The organism is Hespellia stercorisuis DSM 15480 (assembly GCF_900142165.1).
Taxonomy (GTDB): domain Bacteria; phylum Bacillota; class Clostridia; order Lachnospirales; family Lachnospiraceae; genus Hespellia; species Hespellia stercorisuis.
Map to the genome: position 1 here is coordinate 1 of NZ_FQZY01000059.1, position 26,048 is coordinate 26,048.

At 48.5% G+C, this 26,048-nt stretch carries 18 protein-coding genes and 1 pseudogene; 3 read left to right on the forward strand and 16 right to left on the reverse strand.

What is annotated here, in order from left to right; genetic code table 11:
- A partial coding sequence (locus tag BUB85_RS15955; protein ID WP_143160724.1) for an IS66 family transposase occupies positions 1–330 on the forward strand: 330 nt, incomplete at its 5' end.
- A gap of 56 nt (positions 331–386) precedes the next feature.
- Here BUB85_RS15955 and BUB85_RS15960 read toward each other — a convergent pair.
- The 6 genes from BUB85_RS15960 to BUB85_RS15985 all read right to left on the reverse strand — a co-directional run bounded on the left by BUB85_RS15960 (position 387) and on the right by BUB85_RS15985 (position 6,625).
- Positions 387–1,079, reverse strand: coding sequence for a gamma-glutamyl-gamma-aminobutyrate hydrolase family protein (locus tag BUB85_RS15960; RefSeq protein WP_073112321.1), 693 nt, complete (start codon positions 1,077–1,079; stop codon positions 387–389).
- On the reverse strand, positions 1,072–2,058 hold the full coding sequence (locus BUB85_RS15965) for an ABC transporter ATP-binding protein (RefSeq protein WP_073112324.1): 987 nt from the start codon (positions 2,056–2,058) through the stop codon (positions 1,072–1,074). The genes BUB85_RS15960 and BUB85_RS15965 overlap by 8 nt, the downstream gene beginning before the upstream one ends.
- The gene (locus BUB85_RS15970; RefSeq protein WP_073112326.1) at positions 2,055–3,074 is read right to left on the reverse strand and encodes an ABC transporter ATP-binding protein; all 1,020 of its coding nucleotides are present in this window, start codon (positions 3,072–3,074) and stop codon (positions 2,055–2,057) included. Before BUB85_RS15970 ends, BUB85_RS15965 begins: the two co-directional genes overlap by 4 nt.
- The gene (locus tag BUB85_RS15975) at positions 3,071–3,964 is read right to left on the reverse strand and encodes an ABC transporter permease (protein WP_073112328.1); all 894 of its coding nucleotides are present in this window, start codon (positions 3,962–3,964) and stop codon (positions 3,071–3,073) included. The genes BUB85_RS15970 and BUB85_RS15975 overlap by 4 nt, the downstream gene beginning before the upstream one ends.
- 14 nt (positions 3,965–3,978) lie before the next feature.
- On the reverse strand, positions 3,979–4,929 hold the full coding sequence (locus tag BUB85_RS15980; RefSeq protein WP_073112330.1) for an ABC transporter permease: 951 nt from the start codon (positions 4,927–4,929) through the stop codon (positions 3,979–3,981).
- A 103-nt stretch (positions 4,930–5,032) separates the two neighbouring features.
- Positions 5,033–6,625: an ABC transporter substrate-binding protein gene (locus BUB85_RS15985; RefSeq protein ID WP_073112333.1), complete on the reverse strand. Its 1,593-nt coding sequence runs from the start codon at positions 6,623–6,625 to the stop codon at positions 5,033–5,035.
- A 309-nt stretch (positions 6,626–6,934) separates the two neighbouring features.
- Here BUB85_RS15985 and BUB85_RS15990 point away from each other — a divergent pair, with 309 nt between their 5' ends.
- Complete coding sequence (locus BUB85_RS15990) at positions 6,935–7,177, forward strand: TIGR03905 family TSCPD domain-containing protein (protein ID WP_073112335.1); 243 nt, start codon at positions 6,935–6,937, stop codon at positions 7,175–7,177.
- Positions 7,178–7,477: 300 nt separating this feature from the next.
- Here BUB85_RS15990 and asnB read toward each other — a convergent pair whose 3' ends face one another.
- Positions 7,478–9,016 carry an asparagine synthase (glutamine-hydrolyzing) gene (gene asnB / locus BUB85_RS15995; protein ID WP_073112338.1) on the reverse strand — a complete coding sequence of 513 codons (1,539 nt, stop codon included), beginning with the start codon at positions 9,014–9,016 and terminating at the stop codon, positions 7,478–7,480.
- Positions 9,017–9,231: 215 nt separating this feature from the next.
- On the reverse strand, positions 9,232–11,400 hold the full coding sequence (locus tag BUB85_RS16000; protein WP_073112340.1) for a hybrid sensor histidine kinase/response regulator: 2,169 nt from the start codon (positions 11,398–11,400) through the stop codon (positions 9,232–9,234).
- Positions 11,401–11,677: 277 nt separating this feature from the next.
- On the opposite strand from BUB85_RS16000, the gene BUB85_RS16005 reads away from it, so the two are divergent.
- On the forward strand, positions 11,678–13,234 hold the full coding sequence (locus tag BUB85_RS16005) for an ABC-F family ATP-binding cassette domain-containing protein (RefSeq protein WP_073112358.1): 1,557 nt from the start codon (positions 11,678–11,680) through the stop codon (positions 13,232–13,234).
- 17 nt (positions 13,235–13,251) lie between these two features.
- Here BUB85_RS16005 and BUB85_RS16010 read toward each other — a convergent pair whose 3' ends face one another.
- The 8 genes and pseudogenes from BUB85_RS16010 to BUB85_RS21865 form a co-directional block, all read right to left on the reverse strand.
- Entirely contained in the window at positions 13,252–15,030 is a 1,779-nt protein-coding gene (locus BUB85_RS16010; protein ID WP_073112343.1) for an EAL domain-containing protein, read from the reverse strand.
- 179 nt (positions 15,031–15,209) lie between these two features.
- Positions 15,210–15,629 carry a hypothetical protein gene (locus BUB85_RS16015; protein WP_073112346.1) on the reverse strand — a complete coding sequence of 140 codons (420 nt, stop codon included), beginning with the start codon at positions 15,627–15,629 and terminating at the stop codon, positions 15,210–15,212.
- Positions 15,630–15,650: 21 nt separating this feature from the next.
- Entirely contained in the window at positions 15,651–18,431 is a 2,781-nt protein-coding gene (locus BUB85_RS16020; RefSeq protein WP_143160754.1) for an ATP-binding protein, read from the reverse strand.
- Positions 18,432–18,445: 14 nt separating this feature from the next.
- The gene (locus BUB85_RS21030) at positions 18,446–21,376 is read right to left on the reverse strand and encodes a hybrid sensor histidine kinase/response regulator (RefSeq protein WP_084534085.1); all 2,931 of its coding nucleotides are present in this window, start codon (positions 21,374–21,376) and stop codon (positions 18,446–18,448) included.
- Positions 21,377–21,725: 349 nt separating this feature from the next.
- The gene (locus BUB85_RS16035; protein ID WP_073112350.1) at positions 21,726–23,090 is read right to left on the reverse strand and encodes an MFS transporter; all 1,365 of its coding nucleotides are present in this window, start codon (positions 23,088–23,090) and stop codon (positions 21,726–21,728) included.
- Complete coding sequence (locus BUB85_RS16040; RefSeq protein ID WP_073112352.1) at positions 23,091–24,119, reverse strand: zinc-dependent alcohol dehydrogenase; 1,029 nt, start codon at positions 24,117–24,119, stop codon at positions 23,091–23,093.
- Between the two features lie 432 nt (positions 24,120–24,551).
- The gene (locus BUB85_RS16045; RefSeq protein WP_073112354.1) at positions 24,552–25,655 is read right to left on the reverse strand and encodes an ROK family transcriptional regulator; all 1,104 of its coding nucleotides are present in this window, start codon (positions 25,653–25,655) and stop codon (positions 24,552–24,554) included.
- 182 nt (positions 25,656–25,837) lie between these two features.
- A pseudogene (locus tag BUB85_RS21865) lies at positions 25,838–26,048 on the reverse strand (tyrosine-type recombinase/integrase); the annotation flags it as partial.

Sequence of the window (26,048 nt, forward strand, 5' to 3'; positions counted from 1 at the left end):
AATCCTTTACCAGAAGTCACAACCAAAAAGCGTGGTCGAAAGAAAAAGACCAAGGTACTAAATCTAATTGACAGACTTGTGAATTACAAGGCATCAGTCTGCTTATTTATAAAGAATCTCTGTGTTCCGTTTGATAATAACCTTGCGGAACGTGATTTGCGCATGATTAAGGTTAAAACCAAGGTCTCAGGATGTTTTCGCAGTGAGGAAGGCGCACAGGAATATCTTACAATCATGAGCTATATTGGGACTGCTCATAAGCATGGAATAAATGCTTTTACAGCAATCAGAGAAGCCCTTTTAGGGAATTCCGATATCATCTTTAACTAATGGAGTTCTGAACAGTTACCATTAATCGTTTTATCAGGGCATACTGCATCGATGTTTCAGATTTTGCTTTCACATGCCGCCACAAATGTCTCGAATATCTCCTTCATTTCCTCCGACTTCGCATACGTCACCTCCGGATGCCACTGCACCCCGATTCCGTAGGGGTAACCGCAGATTTCCACCGCTTCGATGACGCCGTCCTCCGCCCGCGCACTGACTGTCAGGCCCGGTGCCGTCTGCCCGATGACCTGGTGATGAAAGCTGTTGATCTCGCATCCATCTCCCAGCATCCGGTGCAGTGCACTGCCTTTTTCCACCGAGATTCTGTGCGCCATACCGCCCCGCTCACCGGTCTGCTCGTGGCCGTCTATGTGCTGTAAGAGCGTGCCGCCCATGGCAACATTCAAAATCTGGCAACCTCTGCAGGTTGCCAGTAGCGGCTTTCTTTTTTCCAGCACCGCACGGGCGAGGCGCAGCTGAAATTCATCCAGTTCCCCCAGCGTCTCCTTGACCCGCGGGTCCTTCTCCTGTCCGTAGAAGGAAGGCTCCACGTCCCACCCTCCCGGAAACAGGAACCCGTCGCACACCGCGAAGATCTGCTCCGGGATTTCTTTCTGCACCGGAAGGATCAGGACACCAGCCCCCGCCTTTTCCAGACAGCGTATATATTCCTGACTGATAAAGTCGCGGAGCACTCCCTGATCATCCCTGATCAGAATCCCCGCAATTCCGACGATACATTTACGCATTGCCCGCTCCTTCGCAGAGATGGCAGGCCGCCTTATGTCCCGGTGCAATCTCCCGCAGCTCTGGCTGCTCTGTCTTACATTTCTCCGTGGCGTAAGGACATCTCGTGTGGAACACACATCCCCGAAATTCATCTGTCCTCACCGGCTGCTCTCCTTTTAAAACCACTTCCCGTTTTTTTGCCACACTGAAATCGGGCACGGAGGCGAGAAGGGCCTTCGTGTATGGATGCAGCGTGTTGGCGAACAGTTCCTCGGTGTCTGCCTCTTCGACCAGTGTTCCCAGATACATGACCCCGATCCGCTTTGAAATATACCGCACCACACCGATATCGTGGGAGATAAAGAGCAGACTCAGATCCATCTCCTTCTGCAAAGACGTCAGCGTATTCAGAATCTGTGCCTGAATCGAAACGTCCAATGCAGAGACCGGCTCATCACATATGATCAGCTTCGGCTTGATGATCAGAGCCCGCGCGATTCCCAGACGCTGTACCTGCCCACCGGAGAGCTCATGTGGATAGCGAAAAAAGTATTCCTCCGACAGTCCTACCTTGGTCAGGATCTCCATGACCTGGCGGCGCCGTTCATCCGCATCTCCCATCTCGTGAATGATCAGGGGTTCCTCCAGAATCTGGCCGATCCGTTGGCGCGGATTCATGGATGACAGCGAATCCTGAAAGATCATCTGCAGATCCCTGCACAGCGGTTTATACTCCCGATTCGACAGCTTCAGCAGATCCGAACCCTGGTACAAAATCTCCCCCTCGTCCGGCGTAACCAGCTTCACGATGGAGCGTCCAGTGGTACTTTTCCCGCAGCCGGACTCCCCCACCAGTCCGTAGGTTTCCTTTTCATGAATCTCCAGCGATAAACCTGCCACTGCATTCATATGTGTCTTCGGACGGAACATCTTTCCCATTGGTCCATAGATCGGATACTGTTTTTTTAGATTTTTTATTTCCAGCAATGGCTTTGTCATTGTACCGCCTCCTTTTCTTTTTCTGTCTGACCGTATTTCCAGCATTTCACCTTATGCCCAGGCGTAACCTCTGTCACGGGCGGCTCTTCTTCCCTGCATTTTTCGTCGGCCAGCGTACATCTCGTACAGAAGTGACATCCCACCGGAACATCCGTAAGCGGCGGGACCACACCCGGTATGACCGGCAGTTCCTCCTCCCGGTCTGTATCCAGACGTGGAATGCAGCTCAGCAGTCCTCTGGTGTAGGGATGGCTTGGACAGGCGAAAAGCTCCGCCGTCGCCGCCTCTTCCACGATCTGCCCCAGATACATTACCCGAACGCTGTGGCATAGCTGCGCCATCGCACTCAGATCGTGAGTGATGAACAGCACCGACATTCCCAGCTTCTTATTCAATTCCACAATCAGATCCAGAATCTGTTCCTGAATGGTCACATCCAGCGCCGTCGTCGGCTCATCCGCAATCAGGAGCTTCGGCTCACAGGCCAGCGCCATCGCAATCATCACTCGCTGCTGCATCCCTCCCGACAGCTCAAAAGGATACTGCTTAATGCACCGCTCCGGACTTGGGATCCCAGTCAGATTCAGCAGTTCTATGCTCTTCTCCCTCGCCTCCTGCTTCGACATTTTCTTGTGCAGCATCAGAACCTCACTCATCTGATTTCCAACGGTATAGACCGGATTCAGAGAAGTCAGTGGATCCTGGAATATGACAGAAATCTGGTTTCCCCGGATCTTGCTCATAGACGCAAGCGGAAGCTTCAAGATATCCTGCCCGTCGAACAGGATGCTCCCCTCGTACTGAACCTCGGACTCGTGCTCCCTCAGTCTTAAAATGGTCTGCGACATCACGCTCTTACCGGAACCGGACTCGCCCACGACTCCCACGATCTCACCCTGCCGGATAGACAGATTCACACCGTCCACCGCCGGCAGAAGTTTTTTTCTTCCCTGAAACAGAACCCGGAGGTCTTTTATCTCTAATAAAACCTGTGATTGATTTTCTACATTTTTCATTTGGATTTCCGCCTCCCTATCATATGTGGATCAAGGTAGTCCCTCAGCCCGTCTCCCAGAAGGTTCAGACAGAGCACACAGAGAATGACGATGATTCCCGGAAATACTGCTGTCCACGGTGCTTTGGTAAGCACGGTCTTGCTGGCCTGCAGGATATTCCCCCAGCTGGCTGCCGGTGCCGGTATTCCCGCACCCAGAAAGCTCAGCGAAGCCTCCGCAATGATGGACTGTGCAAATATAAAGGATGCCTGCACGATCAGCGGAGAGATGACACTCGGGAAAATCAGCTTACACAGGATGCGGACATTGCTCGCCCCCTGCACCTTCGCCGCCTCCACGAAGGTCTGCTCCTTGGTCACCAATGCACTGGCTCTGACCATCCGCGCCACACTCGGTGTATACACAATGGTGAGGGCCACGACCACGGTCCAGCTGGTATTTCCAAAGGCTGCCATCAGCGCGATTGCCAGAAGCATTCCCGGAATGGCGATCAGTCCGTCACAGATTCGCATCAGAATGTGATCCAGTAGCTTGAAAAAGCTGGCGTAGATTCCGATGATCGTCCCGATGATCGCGGACAGAACCGCTACCAGACTGCTCACGCACAGGGACACTCTCGCCCCGTACAGTACACGGATAAACAAGTCACGCCCGAACTCATCCGTCCCGAATATATGATGCAGACTCGGGGGTGTCAGACGCGCGGATATCTCCATCTCATTCGGATCGACCGAAGAGAACATAGGGATCAGAACTGCGCACAGAACAATGAACACAAATCCCAGGAAACCGATCATCAGCCGGCTGTTCGTCAGAAGGTTCTCCCGGCGGATTTCTTTCTGTTCTTTTAATATCTTATTATTTACTTCAGATGTCGTTGCTGCTGCCATAAGTACCTCCCTCCTTATTTCTTTCCCATTTGAATCCGCGGGTCGACCAGTCCATACGTGAGGTCCACCACCAGATTGACCAGAACATATACCAATGTGACAAACAATACCACGCCCTGGATCACGAACACATCCCTCTGGTTGATGGAACTGATGATCAGCATGCCAAGTCCCGGAATATTGAACAGTGTCTCTGTGACGATGGTTCCCGTGATCAGGCCGCCAAAGGATTGTCCGATTGCAGTCAAGATGGTAGGTGCCGCATTTTTCAGCATGTGCTTAAATACTACCGCACTCTCTCTGACCCCTTTTGCGCGCGCCGTCCGAATGTAGCCCATATACAGAACATCCATCATGGAAGAACGGGTCATTCGCGTAATATAAGCTGCCTGCGCCACTCCAAGCGAGATAGCCGGCAAAAGAAGGTAACGCAGATGCTGTCCGAAGCCCTCGCTCATTGCCGCATACCCTGCAACCGGCAGCCACTTTAACGTAACTCCGAAGAGCAGCATCAAGAACATACTCAGAAGAAATCCCGGAATTGCAACCCCCACCATGGAGACGGATACCGTCACCGTATCAACGGTTGTCCCATGCTTGTACGCTGCCAGTATTCCAAATGGAATCGAAAAGATCAGTGTGAAGATTTCCGCACAGACTGCCAGGCTCATGGTCGGTGCAAAATGCTCCCCGATTGCCTGCAGCACCGGCTGCTTCAGGAGATAGGATGTTCCCCAGTCTCCCCTTAAAACATTCATGACCCAGTCCCCGTACTGTACAAGAAACGGGCGGTTAAAGCCCAGCTCTGTATTCAGAGCATTGATCTGATCCTGGGATGCCTCCATCCCCAACAGGGATGCCGCAGGACCTCCCGGAATCAGGTAAACCACCAGAAAAATAACCACTGACATTACGAAAAAGACAGGGATCAGTGATAAAATACGTTTTAGAATATAAGATGGCATATATATTCCTCCTATTTCATTATAGTCGAATTGGCGACAGGAATACCTGCCGCCAAAAACATTACTGTTGCTATTCAGTCAAATACGCTCAGATTATCCGTTCCTATTGGGATACTGTCGCATTCCAGAAAACCGGATAACGGAAGTACTCAAAGTTCTGCATCTTCGATGTCGTTACCACCATGTCACTGTAGTGGCCCAGCACACTCGCCGCACCATATTCGTACAGATAGAGCTGAAGGTCATCCCACGCTTTAGAAGCATCCTCATCACTTGCCGCACCACGGATTGCTTTGATTCCTTCTGACACCTCCGGAGTATCCAGACCTGCCCATTTGGCTGTCAGCACAGACAACTGCACCGGGAGAAGGTTGTAGCCGTTGCTTGTAATGAACATATCAAACTGCGCCGGATCCGCTCTGTGCTCCATGAATGTATTGAAGTCGTAGCTCTCCACCTCTGCGTTGAAGCCTGCCTGCCGAAGTTCTTCCTGTACTACCAGTGTTGCATTGTACATCTCATTGTAGTCCGGTGTCGTCACCAGGACAATCTTCTCATTGTTGTAGCCAGCCTCTTCGAGAAGCTTCTTCGCCTTGTCCGGATCATTCTGATTATAGTACTCTTTTCCTGCGTCGCTGCTCCACTGCGCATTGCTTTCGTTGAACCAGCCCGGATCCAGAGTATAGAAGTTCTCATCCCCGATACTTGCCGCCATGATATCCTTGCTGTTGAGCGCTGCCAGTACCGCCTGGCGGATCTTCTCGTCCTTGAGGACACCCTGTGTCGTGTTCAGGAACAGATTCAGTGAGCCGGAAGCTCTCGTCGCGATGCTCAGGCTGTCGTCCTCTGCCATCTCCGCATAAAATTCCTGGGAAATGTCCTCTCCTGAATCGTATTCTCCGGTCTTAAGACCAGCCTCACGGGTCGCATCATCTGTAACCACTATATATTTTAATGTCGGTGTCGCAGCTGTCTTCTCTCCTGTGAATCCGGAAGGCTCTCCCTTCGGTGACTGGTAATCTTCATTTTTCACAAGCTGCACATACTGATCTTTTTTCCAGTCATCAAATTTATATGGACCGGTTCCGATGTATTCTGTAATTCCATCGTCTGAAGCATTCTCCGCGATAGACTGCGGGTAGATTGCCGCAAACTGTGCCGGTCCTGCGAGGATCTGCAGCACATCTGAGGTTGCCTGCGGCACGGTCAGTGTGATGGTGTAATCGTCCACCTTGGCAAATACGGAACCGTCAAGCAGTGCATTGGCCTTGGAGGATACTCTTAACCAGCGTGTCATGGAGGCCACGACATCGTCCGCTTTCATCTCGTCTCCGTTGTGGAACTTGATTCCCTGACGAAGCTTGATCGTGTAGACAAGACCATCATCGCTCACTTCATAGGAATCTGCCAGAACAGCTGTCGGCTCATAATCTGCATTCATTGCAAACAATGGCTCATAAATATTCATGGCAATCTCAGCCGCAATATTTGAATCTGAAATGTGTGAATCCAATGTCGGTGGATTCGCTGTGATTGCGAGGTTCAGCACATCCTTCGTCCCGGTGGATGTAGATGCCGTGGATGCCGTACTTCCTGAGCTGCTGTCAGATGAACTGCCTGAAGCACCACATCCGGACAGTACAAACGCCGCACTCAGAAGAACCGCTAACGTACGTGTGAGTTTTTTCTTTTGCATAACTTCTCCCTTTCCTTATGAGGTTGTTCTGTAATCTCATATTTATTGCATAATATTTTAGTATCTTTTTTATTATACATGCATCAGTCTGAATTGCGCAATACCATTCAACAATATTATTATACATATTTCCTATAAATATTATAGGAAATATGTATAAGATATTTTTAAAAACTCCTGTTTTGTTCCACGGAAATATGATATACTACTTTTGTTTTTAGGATTATGGAAGCACGAAGTGCGGAATAATCCGTAGGTATCAAGGGTCAAAATACCTTTTGACCCTTACATCATCTTGGAGGACTCATTATGCAATACACACCACAGGGTGTCTGCTCCCGTCAGATTAATTTTGAACTGGACGGAGACATCATCAAATCTGTTGAATTTGTTGGCGGATGCGCCGGCAACACACAGGGCGTAGCCCGCCTCATTGAAGGCATGAACGTAGAAGACGCCATTACCAGAATAGACGGAATCCAGTGCGGGTTCAAGGGCACATCCTGCCCAGATCAGCTGGCACGGGCATTAAAAGAAGCAATCGGTAAATAACCGCTTGCTTCTTTTACTTTGTATGATCATTTCTACTCACTTACATAGTCCACGTAATCTGCTTCGCAGGCAAACAACATATAGTTTCCATTTACATACCCCATGTATCCGTCTCCAATTATATATCCTTTCATATGCCCCGTTCTCCTTCTTAAATGATTTTTCGATTTCTTTTCTTAACTCTACTTTATCATTTGAGTTGTCCTATAAACGGGACTCTGCATATATTAATTTTTGAATTGGCACTGATTATGAATCAGAGCATGTCAGCTGTCTAAATCTAGTACTCTTCACTTCTCCTTACCGTTTCACAAAATACTCCTCATACCACACAAGGAATGTATAGATTGTCCACACCTTCCGCCAATTGTCAGACTCTCCGCCAACATAGGAGTCGAATATCGCATTGATCTCATCCATATTGAAGAACTTCGCAGCCATGTCGCTGTGGAATTTCTCCCGCACATCCTGATTGTAGCGGTCATCTGCCATCCAGATACGGATCGGCACGATGAATCCCAGCTTCTTGCGGAATGCAATCTCGTCCGGAAGGACTCTGGCCGCTGCGGTACGGAACGCCACCTTGTTCTGCTCTTCATTTACTTTGTACTTCGATGGCATTCTGGATGCGATGTCGAAGATTCGGGTATCGGTCAGCGGCATGCGAATCTCCAGCCCTGCCGCGGTGCTCATCTTGTCCACGTTGAGATAGATGTCGCCCTCCAGCCAGATCTGAATATCCACATCAGACATCTTGGACAATGGATCCAGTCCTTCGGTCTCCTCGTAGATCTTCGCTGCTACCTCGATTGGGAGCACGTCCGGATCGTATTTTTTGAGAATACGTTTCTTCTCATCCTCTTTCATAATGTTGGTGTTGCCCACATAAAACGTCTTCAGATTCTCGCCGTAGCGCTCTGCATTGCGGTACATATTGTAGCCGCCGAAGAACTCATCCGCGCCCTCTCCGGAATAACAGATCTTCGTGTGCTCCGCCGTAGCCTTGCATCCGATGGAGAACACGATCGCCGAAGCGTCGCCCAGCGGCTGCTCCATGTTGTACATGACATACGGAACCTCTGCAAAATATTCCTCCGGCGTAATCACGCGCCGCATACTCCTGCGCCCCAGAATATCCGCAGTCTTGCGCGCCAAATGTGACTCATCGAACCGCTCCTCTTCATAGCCGCAGGAATCGGTGGTCTGCACATCGGACATAGCCAGCACGTAAGAAGAATCCACACCACCCGACAGGAAGGACTCTGCCGTTTCGTCCGCCGTCTTTACCTCAGGCATGATAGCTCCTAATGTTGTATGAATCTCGTCTGCCCAGTCCTCCAGAGACTTGCTCTCATCTGGATGAAACTCCGGTGTCCAGTAGCGTTCGATTTTCAACACGCCGTCCTGCCAGGTCAGATAGCGCCCCGGCATCAGCTTCTTCAGACCCTTGAAAAATGTATTCTCACCCGCCACATATGTAAGGCTCAGATACAGCTGCAGCATCTCTTCGTTCAGCTCTTTTACAAAGCCCGGCTGCTTCATGATGTCTCTGATAAATGTGCCGTAGAGCAGATCTCCGTCCGCCGTCTCATAGTAGTAGAACGGCTTTGTTCCAAACTGATCCCTCAGACAGAACAGCTTCTTTGCCTCATCGTCCCACAGTGCAAATGCAAACATACCGTGCAGATGGCCGGCCATCTGATTTCCCCATGTCTCGTATGCCTTTACAATGATCGCCCCTTCCCGCTCTTCCCTTGAAAGAGATGTGTCGATCCCCAATTCTCTGCAAAGTGTTTCCCAATTTCGGATATGTCCCCGGTATTCCTGAATTTTTATCATTTGTTTTCTTCCTCTCGTCAATTTTTATGTTTTGTTTCATAACATGCAGCTGGCAGCGTAACTGCATAGTCACATGTTTTCAGCTCTCAGTTCTCAGCTTCTGATACTGATTCCAGATAATTCTCATAACGCTACTATTTTATCACAGGATCAGTCATACAACAACCGGCTCAATCGGTTTTGACATGTCGTATTCATTCAATCCTCCCAGAGTCTTATCTCCTCAAAACAATTTCCTCCAGCGTGTCAAAGAGTTTCCCCGGTTCCACAGGCTTCGCAAGATGCGCGTTCATTCCGGCCTCCAGACTCTTATTCACATCCTCGCAGTATGCGTTGGCAGACATGGCAATAATCGGCACCTCCGCAGCGTCCGCTCTCGCCAGCGCCCGAATAGCCCTGGTCGCGTCCAGCCCTGACATCTCCGGCATACGGATATCCATAAGAATCACGTCAAAGCCGAACTCCGGCGAAGCATTGAATTTCTCCACCGCCATTTTTCCGTTCTCCGCATGGATCACGCGCATATGCTTCTTTTCCAGTAACCTTCTGGCAATCTGCGCGTTCAACGGATGATCCTCCACCAGAAGTACATTTTTATCCACAAGACATGCGTAATCACTGTTCTCTTTTTCCTGCATCACCACAGTCTCTTTAAAATCCGCTGCCACCAGCTCAAAGCTCAGACTTACCGTGACGGTGGTCCCCACATTTTTCTGACTCTCAATCCTTATGGTTCCGCCCATCAGATCCACCAGCTGCTTCGTGATACTCAGCCCCAGTCCACTTCCCTGCAGCTCCGGCGTCACACTCTCATCCTCCTGGGTAAAGGGCTCGAACAGATGCTCCTGAAATTCCGGCGTCATTCCGATTCCGGTATCTGAAATAATAAACTCCACCGACAATACCTGATCATGTATCTGAAGATTGTTCGTGTTGTAAGTGATCTTTCCTCCGGGGAGTGTATATTTCACCGCATTGGAGAAAATATTAAAAAAGATCTGATTCATTCTGATCTTATCTACTATAATAACCGGATTAAGCTTCGACTCTTCTATATCCAGCGCAATTTTCTTTTCCTCGCACTGCGCCTGGAACATGGTCCTCATGTTCATCAGAAACTCCCTGTACGTGTACCGCTCCTTATGAAATTCGACCGAGCCGTCCTCGATCCTGGCCATATCCAGAATGTCATTGACCAGCCCCAGCATGAAATCGCTGGCGCTCCGGATCTTCGTCATATTGTCCCGTACAGCCGCCGGGTTCTTCGCCTCGTCCAGCGTCAGTGCCGACAGTCCAATGATCGCGTTCATCGGCGTGCGCATGTCGTGGCTCATCCTCGACAAAAACGCAGTCTTTGACCGGTTGGCCGTATCCGCATCGCGAAGTGCCGCCTTCAGATTCTCCTGCTGCTGCATCTGCTCATCCGCATGGGAAATGCACTGAATAAACAAGTGGTTCTCCGCGAATCCGATGCTCTTAAATGTAGTGACAGAGCACCACTTTCCGTTCTTCATCCGAACAATGACTTCTCTTCCTTTGGCTTCGCGGGATTTCGTGTTCAATCCGATCTCCAGAGTATGTATGTAGGGATCCCTATATTCCGGCATCATAAAATCCTCCGCGATATTGCTGACACATTCCATATATGTTTTTCCGTGTATCCGCTCTGCGATTTCCTGCTCCGCATACAGAAGCTCATACGTTCTGGTCTTCACGTTGCACACCACAACGGCGGCAAACTGGCTGCCCACAGATCGCATGACCTGATTTCTCTCCAGCTCATTCTCTGTGATATCATTGCACAGGATCGTGGCCGTCCGTTTGTGTCCCAAATGGGAAATCATGACAAATATTTCCTGAACCCGGGTTTCCACACTTCCCACCGCATTGGGTTCCTGAACCGTTACGCGGATGCCTTCCATCCGGGATCCCGGATCAATCGCCTGGATTGCCTCCGGAGACAGATTGATTTCCAGCGCGCAAATGTCCTGTGCCCCGACAGCTGCCTGAATGCACATACCATAGAACTGCTCATACGGCACCGGTTCCGGAAGTGTATTCGAGGTTGCCATCATCGTTTCAAGGTCGATCGATACCTGCCACTGGAACATGGCATCCGTAATGGCCGACAACCTGTGGTCACGCATCTCCAATTCCTGCAGGCGCGTCCGGTTGCGCAGATAGAACACGGTCTCAATCGCGATCAGCACCCCGGCGAGGAGCAGCACAAAAAGGAACTCTCTCTGGAATACCCTCGCAGCATAATTCTCTGCCTTCGCGGATAATCCCATGTATGAACTGAAGGCGATACCAAAACAGATTGTGAGCGTCAGGATCACTTCTGCTAAAAATGCAAGCAGGTTCTTTTTATGATTCTTTTGCATCAAGTTCTCTCCTTTTTGATTATTTCCATTAAAATTCGTTCAGTCAGATATATACTCATTATAACACTATCATTATTCATATAAAACAACGAAATCAAAAATCCCGGCCGCTGTTTTAACAATTTGAAGGGAAAGTTGTGGACGCACCGTTCTTCCCTGTGATATACTTTTTACGATTTTACCTGCACACAGGGCCTGTCAGAAATCAGGATCTGTTTAAGGAACGTAAATGATCACTCACATCATTGATTTCATTACATATAGAAAGGATTTTTTTATGAGTATTTTAAATGTTGAAAACCTGTCCCACGGATTTGGTGACCGGGCTATATTCAAGGACGTGTCCTTCCGCCTCCTCAAGGGCGAGCACATCGGATTGATCGGTGCCAACGGGGAGGGAAAGTCTACCTTTATGAATATCATCACGGGCAAACTCCTGCCGGATGAGGGCACTGTAGAGTGGTCCAAAAATGTACGTGTGGGTTATCTGGACCAGCACACTGCCCTGGAAAAGGGAATGAGCATCCGCGATGTACTTTCCTCCGCCTTTGATTTTCTGTATGAAATGGAGCGCCGGATGAATGAGATCTGCGAGCATCTGGGGGATGCCGGTCCGGATCAGATGGAATCCCTCATGGAGGAACTCGGAACAATTCAGGATCTGCTCACCATGCACGATTTTTATATGATCGATGCCAAGGTGGATGAGATTGGACGCGCTCTTGGACTGCAGGACATCGGACTTGAGAAGGATGTGACTGACTTGAGCGGCGGGCAGCGCACCAAGGTGCTGCTCGGGAAACTGCTTCTGGAGAAACCGGATATCCTTCTGCTGGACGAGCCCACCAACTATCTGGACGCCGAGCACATCGAATGGCTGAAACGCTATCTGAACGAGTATGAGAATGCATTCATCCTCATCTCCCATGACATCCCGTTCCTGAACAGTGTCGTGAACCTGATCTACCACATGGACAATCAGGAGCTGAACCGCTATGTGGGCGATTACGACAAATTTCAGGAAGTCTATGCCATGAAGAAATCACAGCTGGAGGCTGCCTTCAACAAACAACAGAAAGAAATTTCAGATCTGAAGGATTTTGTTGCACGGAACAAGGCAAGAGTTGCCACCCGGAATATGGCCATGTCCCGGCAGAAAAAGCTGGACAAAATGGATGTGATCGAACTGGCCTCCGAGAAACCAAAGCCGGAGTTCAATTTCCGTTTTTCCAGGACACCGGGCCGCTATATTTTCCAGACCTCAGATCTGGTCATCGGCTATGATGAACCCCTGTCCTCCCCGCTGAATCTGGAGATGGAGCGCGGACAGAAGATTGCGCTGGTCGGAGCCAATGGAATCGGAAAGACAACCCTGTTAAAAAGCATTCTCGGATTGATCAAGCCGCTCTCAGGTTCTGTGGAACTGGGTGAGTATCTTGGCATCGGCTATTTCGAACAGGAGATGGACCAGTCTGTGAGAACCACCTGCATCGAGGAGATCTGGAGCGAGTTTCCCTCCCTCTCCCAATACGAGGTGCGCTCAGCCCTCGCCAAGTGCGGGCTGACCACCAAGCACATCGAGAGTCTGGTTCGGGTGCTCAGCGGCGGCGAACAGGCCAAGGTGCGTCTCTGCAAGCTGATCAACAGGGAGACCAACATCCTGCTGCTGGACGAGCCCACCAACCACCTGGACGTGGATGCCAAGGAGGAACTGAAGCGCGCGCTGAAGGCATATAAGGGCAGCATTCTGATGGTATGCCATGAGCCGGAGTTTTATGACGGACTGGTCAGCGATGTATGGAACTGCACCGAGTGGACAACGAAAATCTGGTAAAGATAAAGGAAACAGTTTTATTCTGCGAGAATGAATTTCCCTTTCCCTGTGTTTTTCGCCCGGTAAAGGGCCTCATCTGCCCGTGCAAACAATTGTTCAAAGCTGTCCCCCGGCTCTCCCAGTCCTATGCCTATGCTGACCGTAATAAGTATTTCCAGCTGTTTTTGGCACTCACCGTTTATCATCTCCAGGATTTCCTTTGCCTTTTTCTCCGCGATTTTTTTATCCGACATCCTCGTCATGTATACGGTAAATTCGTCACCGCCAAATCGTCCCACATGATCCGTGGCACGAAAACAGGACGACAGCTTCAAGGCGATGAGCTTGATCACCTCATCTCCCATCAGATGCCCCTGCGTATCATTTACATGCTTAAAATTATCGATGTCTATCACAAATAAGGCGCCCTGCCCCGCTTTCTCCCGGGACAGGCTTCTCTCAACATAATTCTGAAATGTAGTCTTATTCCATATCCCTGTGGGCTTATCCAGTTCCGCCTGATGCTGATATTTCTTTTTTTCCTGCTCTGTTTCCTGAAGCTTATGGTTCAATTCCATGGCATGCCGGACCCTGACCTGCACAAGCTCCGGCAGCAGCGGCTTCAGCAGATAATCGTAAGCCCCCGCGCGAAATGCCTGTACCTGATCCTTCGCCCGTTCATTTGATGTGATCATGATCTTGGGAATACTCTTCAGTCTCTCGTCCAGCTGGCAGAACCGCAGAAACTCTATTCCATTCATTCCGGGCATCATATAATCTACGAGAATCAAGTTTACCTGGTTCTTAAAATCCTTCAGATAATCCAGCCCCTCCTCCGCGCTCTCGCACAGTTGAATGTGGAAATCATTTTTCAAATATTTCTCAAGTAGCGCGCGTTCCATCTCCGTGTCATCAATAACGAGAATCGTAAGATCGTTTGCCGGTTCCTGTGCCTTCGCGGCAATTTCCACACTTTCCTTGACCGGCTCCCCGCCCCGCAGGATGCTCTCCTCAAACCTGCTGGCCGGCACCGGCTTCGAAAAGAAAAATCCCTGCACCACATCGCAGCCTCTCATCCTCGCAAATTCATTCTGCTGCTCCGTCTCCACACACTCCGCCAGAACCTTTATCCCAAGCCAGCTTACGCTTTTTATGATTCCCGCAAGAATCACCTCACCCTTTCCTACCCGATTGGAGGTACAGAAAAATTTCATATCCACTTTTATAATATCTACATCGATCTGATTCAGGGCGCTGACCGAGGAACAGCCGTAGCTGAAATCATCCAGGATAATTGTAAATCCCGATTCATGCAGATAATGTATTGCCTCCTGTGCCTGGTAAATGTCTTCCCGGAGCGAGTCCTCCTCAATCTCCAGCTGCAGGCACGCTTTCGGCACTTTATAGACCGCCAGCAACCGCAGGAGCTGGTCGCATATTTTCGAATTGTACAGGCTGTCCTTTGACACCTTGACCGACAGTTTCGCCAGGGGAAGCCCCCGGGACTGCCACTCTGCAAGCAGCATGCAGGCGTGTTCCCAGACATAATAGTCCAGCCTGCCCATAAGATCACATTCTTCACACTGCGGCAGAAAATCCTTTGGCGTCAACAGGCCCTTCTGAGGATGTTCCCACCGACTCAGAACCTCTGCCCCGTATACTTCTCCGGTCTTCCTGCCATATCCGTCATGCATATCAAATCTGGGCTGTAAAAATAATTTGATTTCTTCTCCTTCGACTGCCTGATTGAACTCAGCAATAAAAGCTTTTTTATCCTGCTGTGTCATAACAGACTTCGTCCGTCTTTGTTTTTGCATTTATTGCCCCCCTCTGCCAAGTCTCCATCTCTCTGCAAAAGATATCTGTCAATTATACTTTTTCAACGATTTTATACATTTATTATACAGCCCTTTTCGGTATTATACCAGTGTTTTAGTGTGAATATCCGTAGGCATATCTTTTCTTCAATCACGGCAGGCTGTGCCGCATTTTTAAATCAGGCGATCAATTCCTTCCATCTTGCATCGCCCTTTAAAAAGTCATAAGCCTCACCCTCCCGAAAGCTTTTCAGCAGAGTTTGCCTCATCTCTTCCACAAACTCTGCTCTCATCTCTTTAAACTCCATGTGCTCATACAATGGAGATCTTGAAAAGTTGCCGATATCTCCCAGTGTCGAGAGCATCTCCTGCACGGTTTCGATCACGGTGTCCGCATCCTTCTCCATAGTCGCAAGTTCCAGTCTACAGGATGCCTCATAGTATCGTCCCATCTCAAAGAACCTCGCCAGTTCCTCCTGTTTTTTCACGACCATACGTACCTTTTCCATATTTTTTTCCTTTAGAGACAGCATGTATATTCCCTGAAGCGCATTCGTCGCCATCTGATAGTCGACAAACAGTGAATCCGCCGCATACATGCTCTCCTTTTGGATCGAACCTTACACATACTCGATCAGCACCTGGTACAACTTCTCCGGCGCGATCGGCTTTGACAAATGCTCGTTCATTCCCGCCTCTTTCGTCTCTCTGCGGTCATCGTCAAACGCGTTCGCCGTCATGGCGATGATCGGAATGGCCGCCGCATCCCCGCGCTGCAGGTTTCTGATTTTCTTTGCGGCCTTCAGTCCATCCATGATCGGCATGCGAATGTCCATGAGTACCGCGGCAAAGTATCCTTCCCGCGATTCCATGAAAATGTTTACCCCTTCCTGCCCGTTCGATGCACACGTCACGTTTGCACCGACCTTTTCCAGCAGGCGGCAAGCAAGCCGTGTATTGATCGGGTGGTCCTCGCAGAGGAGGATGTTTTTATTCTCCAGAGCCTGATATCTGGCAGCTTTTTTGGGGCCCTCCTCCTTCTTCGGAATCTCGCAGTGAGTGAGCGGAAGTTCGATAATAAATTTACTTCCCGCACCGATCTTACTCTCCACTTCGATTGTTCCGTTCATGAGCGTCACAAGGCTCTTCACGATCGGAAGTCCTAACCCGGTCCCCTCTTTTCCGGAAATATGCTGATGCTCCTGTGAGAAGACTTCAAACATGGATTTCTGGAATTCTTCACTCATCCCGATTCCGTTGTCGGAAATGATAAAACGAACCACGCTGCAGACGCCTTCCTCTGTAGTCTTTTCTTCCAGATTTTCCACCTGAAGTTCTATTTTCCCGTTTTCATCCGTAAATTTCACCGCATTTGACAACAGATTAAAGAAGATCTGATTGAACCGGAGCTTGTCCGTCAGCACACACTTTGGTACATCATCCGTCAAAATCATATCAAATTGCTGATTTTTTGCCGCACAGAGCGGGATAATAAGTGCCCGGATCTGCTCCTCGAACTCATTCCTTGAGTACGGCTCGGGCTGCAGCTCCATTGCCTTGTTTTCAATTTTCGTCATATCCAGAATGTCGTTGACAAGCCCCAGCAGGAACTGCCCGGATGAGGTGATTCTCTGCAGATCCTCCTTCAGCTTTTCCGGATCTTCCACATCCTGCTGCCCTAACTCTGCGAACCCCAGAATCGCATTCATCGGCGTCCGGATGTCGTGACTCATACGCGACAGGAAATCGGTCTTGGCCGAATTGGCCCGCTCGAGCTCCAGGTTTCGTTTTTTGTTCTTGCCGACATTGACTGCAAGCATGACAGAACTTATGATCAACACTCCGATGATCGTGAAAAAAACGATTGCCAGCACCGGCTGTGTGTGTATAAAATTATTGATCCCCTGATGTTCCACATGACGGGTTGCCTCACTGAGATAGCCCGTCTTGGTTGCATCTGGCAGGGCATGAATATACTTGTTCAGCACAGAAATAAAATGATAATCCATGGATTTTGAAACGCCGATGCTCAGATTCAGTTCCTCTCCGAATAAGGGGTTTGTCACAAAGGTCGAATGGCGGTCAAATATCTGATAATCGGCACTGAGGCGGTTCGCACATCCATAATCCGCCGTTCCGTCTTCAACGGCTTTGTAGCACGCCTCAATGGACGGATATTCGATCACCTTTGCATAATTCGAGAGATTCACCTGCCCCGCCAGCCGCTCGAATACCGCCACCGTGCTGTCTTCCATTTTCTTATCTGTCTGTGGTTTCCCGAATATCACGACCTCTGTCGAAATCACTGAGGATGTCTGAATAATTTTATTCTGTGCACAATATTCAGAGGATAGGGGAACGCCGATCAGACAATCGTATTTCCCCGATTCCCATTCCTTCTCCAGTTCATTGATCTCCTCACAGACCTTATAGTCGATCGCGATCTGATTAGATTTCGCAAAATCATTAAACAATGAAATCAGCATCCCCGCCGGCTCACCCTTGCTTGCCGCGCTGCAGTATGGCGCATAATCCGATGCGCAGAGCACATGAAGAGACTCACAGCCATCCATATACCGCTGCTCATCATCTGTCAGAATGTTGTCCCCGGATGTATCCCCGAAAAACTCCTCCTGAAGCTGCTCCTGAATATACGGCTCGGCATAATCGAGCATCTCAATTGCGTGGTCCAGTTCCTGCATAAGTTCCTGATTGCCGGGTGTCGATACCAGATAGTACGGGCGCGGTGCGAACTGCGCAACAGCGCGCGTCCCATCAAAGAAGCTTAATGTAATACTGCTCAGGACATCCGCCCGGTCTTCATGGAGGGCTTCGAGCTGCGCCGCTGTCGTATCGCAGGGCACCAGTTCGTATGCAATTCCGAGCAGTTCCAGATAGTCTGTCACCTCCGCATTTCGCTGGGCTGCCTTCTCGTACACCGCAACGCGAAGCGGCTTGATATGCTGGAAATTCACAGACGTGATATCGCTCTTTTCCAGTGCGCAGAGCGTGGTGTAGACCACCCCATATTCATTTTGCGGAAATTCGAACATCTCCCGGACCTGTTCACCGTCCAATATCGGGCCGATCAGATCCGCCTCTCCATTCATGACCATCTCCATCGCTTTCATGATGCCCTCATCGGCAGACATATCTTCAAATGTGATGTACTCAATCTTCCATCCCGCATACTCCGCAATTTTCTGAAGGTAGTTGTAATTGTAGCCTGTCAAATCACCACCTTCACCGATTTCTCCCATATTCCCCTGGGCTGGGAATGCAACGCGCACGGTGCGCTGCTCTGATTTTTCATCTTCCGCGTGCACATCCATCGTCATGGCCATGACTGCTATGAGACAGAAAATTATGGCTATCATTGGTTTTGTTCGTCTTCTTATCACTTCGTATCCTCTTTCTATTCCTTCACCAGTCTGGACAACGTGTCAAACAACCGTTCAAAATCGATCGGCTTTGCGATGTGATCATCCATACCAGCCGCCAGCGCCTCCGTCACGTCCGACGTAAATGCATTCGCTGTCATGGCTATAATCGGGATGGTCTCCGCCTGTGGATGGCCGCTCTTTCGTATTGCCTTCGTCGCCTCGTATCCGTCCATCACCGGCATCTGTATATCCATGAGAATTGCTTTATAGGTTCCTTCTTCGGACGCCACGAATGTCTCCAGCGCCTCTTTTCCATCTGCCACCGGCGTAATATCCATATCTGCCTTCCGGAGAATATCCAGCGCGATCTCCATGTTCATGGCATTGTCCTCTGCCAGCAGCACCTTCATGCCATTAAAGTCAACGGCCTTCTTTTCCTTAGACTGTACCGGTTCGTATTTTCCAAAAGTATTGATCAGCAGATCAAACAACGTGGATTGGAACAGCGGCTTCGCAATGATACGGTTGACCCCCGCTTCTTTTGCCTCATCCGCAATGGCCGAATAGTCGTAAGAAGTGGCGACGATAATCGGCATTTCCGCTCCGCACAGTGCCCGGATCTGTCTCGCAGTTTCCACTCCGTCCATCTCGCTCATGTTCCAGTCAATGATGCACATGTCATAAGGATGCTCTGTTTCCAGGCGGTTCTTGACTCTGCGTACCGCCTTTTTCCCGACGTTCTGGGTGTCGCATTTCACACCGCAGCGCTCGAGAAGCTTCTTAATATACTCGCAGGCACTCACTTCGTCATCGACAACCAGCACCCTGACATCGCTGAAGCTTAACGTGGGCAGCTGTCCTGTCCTTTGCGTCTCTGTGGGATCAAAGGCCAGCATCACCGTAAATGTAGTTCCCTTTCCCGGCTCACTGGCGACAGCAATTTTCCCACCCATCATCTGCACTAGATTGTAGCTGATGGAAAGTCCGAGACCGGTTCCACCATAATTTCTCGCGGTGGACGCATCCTCCTGTTCAAAGGGCTTAAATATCCGATCCATGTATTCCCTGCTCATTCCAATTCCTGTGTCAACCACCCGAAACTGCAGATGAATCTTATCCTGTATGGTTTCCATCTGTCTTACGATCAGGGTCACCGCCCCGTTTTCCGGTGTGAATTTAATGGCATTCGAGAGAAGATTCAGCAAAATCTGATTTACCCTCAGAGGATCTCCGTTTACCCATTCATTTGTCAGCTCCTCCAGTTCCACTTTAAACTGGACATTTTTCTCCTTTGCCTGCCCATAAAAAATAGTAGTCAGAGAATGAATCATCTGGGTCAGGTCAAAGTCTGTTTTCTCCAGCTTCATCCGGCCGCTCTCAATAGATGAAATATCCAGGATATCGTTGACAATGGAAAGCAGATGCCTTGCCGCAACCGTCGACTGATCCAGACAATGCGCGACCTTCTTCGCATCGGTTTTCTCGTCTCGTGCAATGCTCATATAGCCAATGATCGCGTTGAGTGGTGTGCGGATCTCATGACTCATACGGGACATAAAATCACCTTTCGCCTGACTGGCACTCTCCGCATGCTTCAATGCGTCCTTCAGCACCTCCGCACTTTCTGTCACATCCTTCAACAAAATTCCAACAACCGGTCTTCTGTCAATTTCCGAGGCAAGCCGGCTGATCTCCAGTACCGCCTCCTTCTCTTCCCCTGTCTCCGGATCCGGCCATTTTACGGTGAACTGCTCCGATTCCATCTTATACATCTTATCCATGGCACTTTTGAGTGCTTTTTCGGAAAGAAAGCTGTCGTATTTTATCTGGTCACTCTGATTTGCCACACGACTTCGGACTTTTTTGAACAGTTCCGCGTACTGATCTGTATCGCAGCTTTCATCGGCCCATTCATTTCCATAAAATTCCATGGTCTCAATATCTACATAGACCCTCTCGTCATAAGACGCATTGGTGATGCAGGTAAGGCGTTCGTCTTTTCGCTGGAACTCCTTCAGCCGCTGCTTATTCTGGCAATACAGACCGATCAGGAACGCTGTGACTAAAATAATAATAATGGTGATAAATAGAAAGTCCTGCACAAACACTGACGTTATTGGAATCATCTTAAAGAAGAGAAGTCCGTCTTCATTGGTAGTCGCCGAGGCAACCATCCATGTATTGTCAATACGCGTAAAATGCAGTTTGTTCTGAGACTGCGTTAATCCGGCCATCTGCGCACTGAAATCAGCACTTATGACCTCGTCCTTTGTAAACACATTGTGCCCGAACTGGTCCGCATCACTGCTGCTTAAAATATACCCCTGGTCATCGCACAGCAGCATCAGTGTGTCGTCATAGATCAGCTCCCGGTTGGCGAGCATCTTTTTTAATCCGGTGTTTTTAATGTCATAGACAATCGTCACATCTTCATTTATTTTCTCCGCAATGCCCATGACGATCATTCCTGCACTCCCGCCTTCTTCATAGGTAATATACGGGGAAACGACCACGATGTCTCCACCTGCCGCCTCAGCCTTCTGATACCACGGACGGCTGGTCGGATCCATTGACCGGTTTACTCCGTTCCAGCTGTTAATCACAGCCCCTTTATAGGATAATCCGATCCCCCGGTACACCTCCTCGCCAGCCGCATTTTTGTAAACCTCATCCCGGCTCATAAGCCACTGGCTCATCTCCTCCAGGGACGGATCTTCCTTTAGTTTTTCTTTGATTTCAATGGACATCATCTGGTATTCATGAATATACCCGTCCACCGTAGCATGATAATCCGTATTGATATTGGCAGCATATTGGTTGGTCTGTTTCGCCAGTGTGTCCAGCCCTACGAAAACAACTGCCGATGCAACGCACAGAGCGAGGATGATTTCAATAACCAGCGCATGGCGAATTTGTTTTAGGCCGTGGGCATAACCCCGTTCCTGTTTCCTTTTGTTCATCATTTCCGGTTCTCCATTTTGTTTTTTATTATTTGTGATGCCGAATAGGGCACCGCCCGCAGGTGATCGCGCCTTGATTACATTTATCAGTTTAATATGATCTGGCGTTCGTATATGTAATAATTATACGACAATTTATGGAAAATCACTATAAAAATCTCTAAAAACGCCCAAAATCAAGTAATTTTTTCCTTCTTCCATACGCTTTCTGCAAAATGCCGTTTTGAAAAGCAGGCAATAAAATAATTCCGAAATGGAAACAAAATTTTCTTTGTCTGAAAATTTTGTTTCCATTTCGGAATTTTATGAAAGCTACGTTCACATTCTTTCTGGTTCTCCCGGGGCGACTATATTAACCTCTTTTTCCGTTTTTCAAATCCTCCACAATCTCATTATAACGTTTCCTGTTCAGTCGATAAAAAAACAGGACAATCGCTGTGGCAATCCACAGCACACCTGGAATCGTGCTGAAGCAATGCTTCATTACAGCAAGCACAGCATCGTTCTGGGGCTGATTTGCAACGTATCCGAATTTTCCGAGAAGTGCTGCAAGGAGTGCCGTTCCGATCGCCATCCCCACTTTATTTCCAAGGGATACGAATGCATACTGGAAACCGTCATTGCGAAGCCCCGTCTTCCACTGCCCATACTCTACGCAATCCGGAATGATTGCATAAATCGCTGTGTTAAATCCGGAAAAGAAGAACTGTGTCAACGCGGACAGTGCATAGAACATAACTGCACTTTCTTTTATATTGAAGAAATACAAGGCCAGCATACAGATTCCTGTGAGTAATGCGAAAATGGATGCGGTACGTCCTTTGTTATTGGTCTTTTTAAACACCGGCTGAAAGCAGGCTGCACCGATAATGGACGGAATAATGATGCACATCGCATAGGTGGTGTAATAGGATGCACTGCCCTCCACATATGTAAAATAATATAAAACGTCGGCATTTCTTCCATATAAGGTAAATCCGAATAGAACCTGACCGATGAGTGCAAGCAGATAGGGGCGGTTCTGCAGTACTGCCTGAAGTTGTACTTTGATAGAGATTTTCTCTTTTTCCGGCATCATCACGACTTCTTTGGTTTTTGCAAAGCAGAAGAAATGGCAGGCCGCAAATATGCATCCATAAATAACCGCTACTGACAAATATCCGGTTTTTGCGCTGTTGGCACCCAGACGGGAAATCAACGGTACGGTGATAATGTTGATTATTCCGATGGCGATCATCGCTGCCACAGATCTGGATGTGTTGATCTTTGCGCGCTCATCGATATTTTGTGTCATGGCGCCGCAGAGTGTACCATACGGTATATTTACACAGGTATAGCCCAAAACCAGCAAGCAGTAAGTGATTACCATATAGATAACCTTCGCCGTGGCAGGCCAGTCCGGGTGAGCCCAGAATGCCAAGATCAGCAACAGAGAGGTGGCCGGAGCCGCAAACAGCAGCCATGGACGGTAACGTCCCCATCTGGATTTGGTCTTGTCCGTCAGTCCCCCGACGATGGGGTCGTTGATCGCATCCCAGAATCTGGAAAACAGCATCAGCGCAGACACAGCAGACATGCTGATTCCAAATACATCTGTATAAAATATCATTAAGAAATTACTGACAAACATCCAACTGAAGTTACAGCCGACATCTCCAAAGCCGTACGCTATTTTGCTGATCAGCGGCACCTTTATATTTTTATTTTCGCTTTCCATCTATTTCTCCTGTACGTTAATGATTACTTTCATTGTGGTTTCACGGTTATCATCGATGTATTTGTAAGCCTGCAGATAATCCTTGAATTTGAAGGTTTTTGAAATCATTGGTCTCAAATGTACTTTCTCTTCATTCACGAGGCGGATTCCATCCAGATAATCCTCGTGGCGGTACATCATCGTACTTTTGATATCCAGCTCATGATCATTGGCCACAGCCAGATCAATTTCTGCCATTCCGGCGAAGACAGCAACCAATACGATGGTACTTCCTTTTCTTGCATACTTGATTGCCTGCCCCATGGTAATATTGTTTCCTGCACAGTCATAGATCACATCCGCCTTGTCCGGCCCGAAGGCTTCGACCATGGCCTCTCCAAAGTCTGTCTCCCTGGTGTTCACGCAGACATCGACGCCGCACTCCTTCGCTTTTTCCAGGCGAAGATCACTGACATCCGTGACCATGACCCTGGCTGCTCCCATTCCCTTTGCCGCCTGTGCCACAAGATTGCCAATCGGACCTGCACCCAGCACTGCAATGTTCATTCCGGTCACATCTCCCACCTGCTTTACTCCGTGGACCGCAACCGCAAGAGGCTCGATCATTGCGCCCTCTTCAAACGACATATCTTCTGGAATCGGTGTCACCTTGGACGCATCTACCACAAAAAACTCAGATGCGGTTCCGGTTGTCTGAAAGCCCATGACCTTCAGTTCTTCACAGAGATTGTATTTTCCGTGACGGCACGGATAGCACTCCCCGCAGTATACCTGCGGCTCAATCGTCACCTTCTGTCCCACCTGAAATTCTGTCACAGCCTTCCCCAATTCCACGATTTCCCCGGAAACCTCGTGTCCCTGCGTCACAGGATATGAGGTAAACGGATGCTTGCCGTGATACACATGGATGTCAGACCCGCAGACACCGATGTTCATGATTTTCACCTTCACCTGATCCGCGTTCACTTCCGGGACCGGAACCTCCTTAAAAATGATTTCTCCTGGTTTTGTCATAATTTGCTGCAACATAGTTTTTTCCTCCTGATTTGAATTTTGGTTGTTGGCATTGTTTCTGGTTACCATTGCTTTTGCTGTTCTTGTTGTTTGAATTCCTTGTTTCATTTTTCTGTTTGCTTTGTTTGTTTTTGTTGTGTAATATCTTTTATAAATCGTTTTATTAAAGTAATTACATTATTGTTCATAAAGCCAGAAATGTCAATAGATAATTTTATTTTCACTTATTTACACAATTTCGCCTTGTGACTTTTGTGCAGTTTTACCTAAACAATCCTACAGCCCCTGCACGATCCTGTGTTGCTCCACCATCTCACAACTTCGTTGCTCCACCATCTCACAACTTCGTTGTTCGATGATGGACATTCGCCGAATGGCATTCATTCAGCACAAAAAAACGACAAGCACTCAGCTCATCGTTTTTCGTCTCTTTTCTATTATTTTGTCTTATGCTTCTGTCACAAATTCTTTTAAAAAGTGTTTCGCCATGCCGACCGCAGAGGCTTCTTTCTTATAAGTACAATACTTTAAGTAACTCAAATCTCCGTCAAACAAATTATACCGGAATATCTTTTCCCCAAGTTCCATGCCGTATTCTGCCAGATATCCACCCATCTCTCCGCCTAAGATGATATCTGTATCGTATGCCATGCGAAGATTCGAGATCAAAATCGCAAGCTTCTCCAGATAGTCCTGCCACCTCTGATCTGCATCTTTGTCATGACCGAGTGTGGACATGAAATCCTCCAGGCTCTTTTTTCCATTTTCAGTCAGCACGCTAGTCGCGCAATACGCGTCTGCGCAGCCCTGTTTTCCGCAATAGCACTGTTTTCCCCCCGGCACTAAAATCATATGTCCAAATTCTCCGGCCTTCTTGTTCTGTCCTGCATACAGGTTTCCGTGGATGCAGATTGCCCCTCCCAGCGTATTGTTAAGGGACAGATAAACGGCATTTTTCGTAAATTCCGTGTCCTCCGCCATCATAGCGGCATTTGCATCATTTTCAAAATGTACAGGAAATGGCGAGATCTGTTCAATCATTTTCAAGCTGTAGCTTTCCAGCTTCAATGCGTGTGATTTCACGAGGATCCGCTCATCCGACTGGATGATTCCCGGCAGTGCAAAGCCGATACCCAGCACCTTATCCCGGTTGATTTCCGCCGACAAAAAACTCTGTATATGCTCTGACAGCCGGTTGTAGTACTCGATATCCGGCGAAAATGCCTCTCTTTTCCGCTCACTCTTGATCACTTCTCCGGCCATATTCACCAGCACGATTCCTATATGATTTGCAGTAATGTTCACACCGACAGCGTATCTATAATCCTTCTTGATTGCAATTGTTCTCGCTTTTCTGCCCCCTGTGGATTCATATTCTCCCACTTCTTCCAGCACGCCAAGCTCCATCAGTTCATTTACATTCGTAAGAACAGTCGGCATACTCAGATTTAATTCCTTTGCGAGTTCTACCTTTGAGGTTTTGCCAAACGTCAGCATATATGTTAAAATTTTCGATTTTGCAATATTCTTTTTACTGTTTAACTTCGCCATTCTACTCTCGCGCCTCTCTTTTATAAATTATTTGATAAAAGAATTATACTTTGTATGGCAGCTTTTGTAAATGGAAACCACTGCAAATTATTCCTTGGATTAGATTATTCGAGGAAATAGCAAAAATATTAGGGGAATCCAATGCTGTCACTCAATCTCCTCGAATAATCTTCGGTTTATATTTATTTTAGAAAACCAGGAACATTGCTTATTGTATGTGTCTCATTTTCGGCTTTCGTTTCAGGGAACCACTTTGAAGACCAGTTTTTTAAATCTCTGTCCATCTTTTGCTGTGACAGGACAGCATACAGAGATGTGGTATACACCGAGGAATGGCCGAGAAATGTGCGGATCACCTCCATTTCAATCCCAGATTCAAGCATATGCGAAGCG